Annotated in this window: 2 protein-coding genes and 2 pseudogenes; 1 reads left to right on the top strand and 3 read right to left on the bottom strand. The window is 59.3% G+C overall.

Annotated features, from left to right (window positions below; translation table 11 throughout):
• Window positions 1–124: 124 nt before the first annotated feature.
• A pseudogene (locus WBV42_RS17810) lies at window positions 125–298 on the bottom strand (cell division protein); the annotation flags it as partial.
• 202 nt (window positions 299–500) lie between these two features.
• A complete protein-coding gene (locus WBV42_RS17805; protein WP_423987215.1) occupies window positions 501–1,397 on the bottom strand; it encodes a complex I NDUFA9 subunit family protein in 897 nt (298 codons plus the stop codon).
• 216 nt (window positions 1,398–1,613) lie between these two features.
• On the opposite strand from WBV42_RS17805, the gene WBV42_RS17800 reads away from it, so the two are divergent.
• On the top strand, window positions 1,614–1,841 hold the full coding sequence (locus tag WBV42_RS17800) for a hypothetical protein (protein WP_190303713.1): 228 nt from the start codon (window positions 1,614–1,616) through the stop codon (window positions 1,839–1,841).
• 31 nt (window positions 1,842–1,872) lie between these two features.
• On the opposite strand, the pseudogene WBV42_RS17795 reads toward WBV42_RS17800, so the two are convergent.
• Window positions 1,873–2,052 (bottom strand): annotated as a pseudogene (locus tag WBV42_RS17795) (orotidine-5'-phosphate decarboxylase); the annotation flags it as partial.

Here is a 2,052-nt window from a genome sequence, read left to right as displayed (position 1 = left end):
TATACCGCGTCGGTCACGACGAGATACAGAAAAAGAGCACCTTAGACTTTGCCGTCCAGTGAAAATGAACAATGACGGCGATTCACGCCCGCCGTAAACGGCGGGATTCTCTCGCCTGAATCAAGATGAGCACCCGGTTTTCCTCCGGAACGTGCTGTAGACCCATGAGGTCAGCACGGGCAGTGTTGACGGCGACAGCCGCGCGGACGATGCCGCTCTGTGTTCGCTGGTCGTATTCCAGGAACTTGTCGACGATTTTACCGCCTGCCTGACCAAATCCGATCATCGCGAGTTTCATTTTTCGGTACCGTTCTCCGTTGAGAGAAGAACAGAAGGAATAAGGGTATAAACTTTGTGGTATGTTCTGTTTCAAACTACAGACCTACGTAGCACAAAAACGCAATACTGCGTCGTATTTTGGTACAGTTTTCTTCCCGACCTGATTTGTATCATATGCTCCCTCTTTAAGTCTGCATATCTCCAGAACAGTCTCGTTTATGTTATGTCGGACTGATGGACTCAATCCCGAGATATTCCTCCAATGTAGTCAATTCTTCGGATTTAATGTCGAAGTTCCGAACATCACGGTCCGACGTCGTATTGTCGAACTTCAGTGATCGATACTGGTCCGCACCCATCGGGAATCCCGGAATTGCGCCGCCGACTTTCAGCCCGACGCCCGCGAGTTCCATCGGGATCGGGAGCACGGTAACCGATTGTCCCTCGGCCCATCGAGCGAGTTTCGCAACCTCCGCCAGGGTCAACACTTCCGGGCCGCCGATCTCGTAGATCTGCCCGTCGTGGGATTCGTCCAGTCCGTCGGCCAGTATCGGCACGAGGTCGCCCACCCAGATGGGCTGAAATCGTGTCTTGCCTCCGCCGGGAAGCGGCGCGAGGTACGGCGGCGTGAGTTTCTTCGTGAACGAGACGAACTCGCCGCCGTCGCCGAAGACGACCGACGGGCGGAAGATCGTCCACCGACAGTCGGACTCCTCCACGACTTCCTCGGCCCGCCCCTTCGCTCGGATGTACTCCGTCGGGCCATACGGATCGGCCCCCAGCGCGCTCATCTGGACGATCTTTCCGACGTCGTGTTCCTCCGCCGCCCGGACGACGTTCTCCGTCCCAACGAGATGGACGCTCATATGCGACAGCCCACGCGGCGGTTTGAACAACGGCGAGAGCGCCACGAGGTTGACGACCGCATCCTGTCCCGCGAACGCCTCCTCGATGGAGGCATACGCCGTCACGTCACCCATCGCCGTCTCGACGCCGTCCGGAAACTCGGCTTCATCCGGGTTCCGCGCCAACGCCGTCACCTCGTGGCCGCGTTCGTGCAGTTCGGGGACGAGGTTTCGACCGATGAATCCGGTGCCGCCGGTCACGAGAACTTTCATACCGTAGATATATGCTCCACTGCTGGTAAAGGTATCTCCCAACGAAACCGGCTAGGAAACGCGAGTGATCGGTAGAGGAAGGTGTGGCCGTTGTGATGCGGTAGAGGAAGGTGTGTCCCTTGCGATGCGGTACGGTGAGGTTCGGTCATCCAAAACGTACGTCCTGTTTTCGTCGCCGCCCGCAGACTGATGGTGGTCGCTCCCGTCTCTCGAACCATGAGCGTCAGTGGCCTGTGTCAGATCTGTGAAGCGGCGGAGGCGACGCACGACTGTGACCGCTGTGGGGCACTCGTCTGTGACGAACACTGGAACCGATCGAGCGGGTACTGCGTCGAGTGTGCGGCCGAGTTAGGTGTCGGTGGGGAGCAAAATCGGACACCGAGCGGGCCGGGGGCGGAGGACATCACGCCGCCGGATACGGACGACGAGACACACCAACTCTGAACACGATCGTCGGTTCCGAATCGACTTTCCGTTATCGATACTGGTTCAGCCGCTCCTTGAGCTGTTTCGCCGCTTGTCCCGAGGCTTTGGCGAACTGCTCGCCCGCGTCCTCGCCCGCGAAGATGATGCCGCGGGAGGAGTTGACGAGTCCGGCACCGTCCGCGAGGGCGTAGGTCGCGGCGGCCTCGGCGTCGCCGCCCTGTGCGCCGAC

The sequence above is a fragment of the Haladaptatus sp. genome, assembly GCF_049589095.1.
Lineage (GTDB): Archaea > Halobacteriota > Halobacteria > Halobacteriales > Haladaptataceae > Haladaptatus.
The sequence above is the reverse complement of the archived record's forward strand: the minus strand, read 5'-3'. Positions and strand labels throughout refer to the sequence as shown.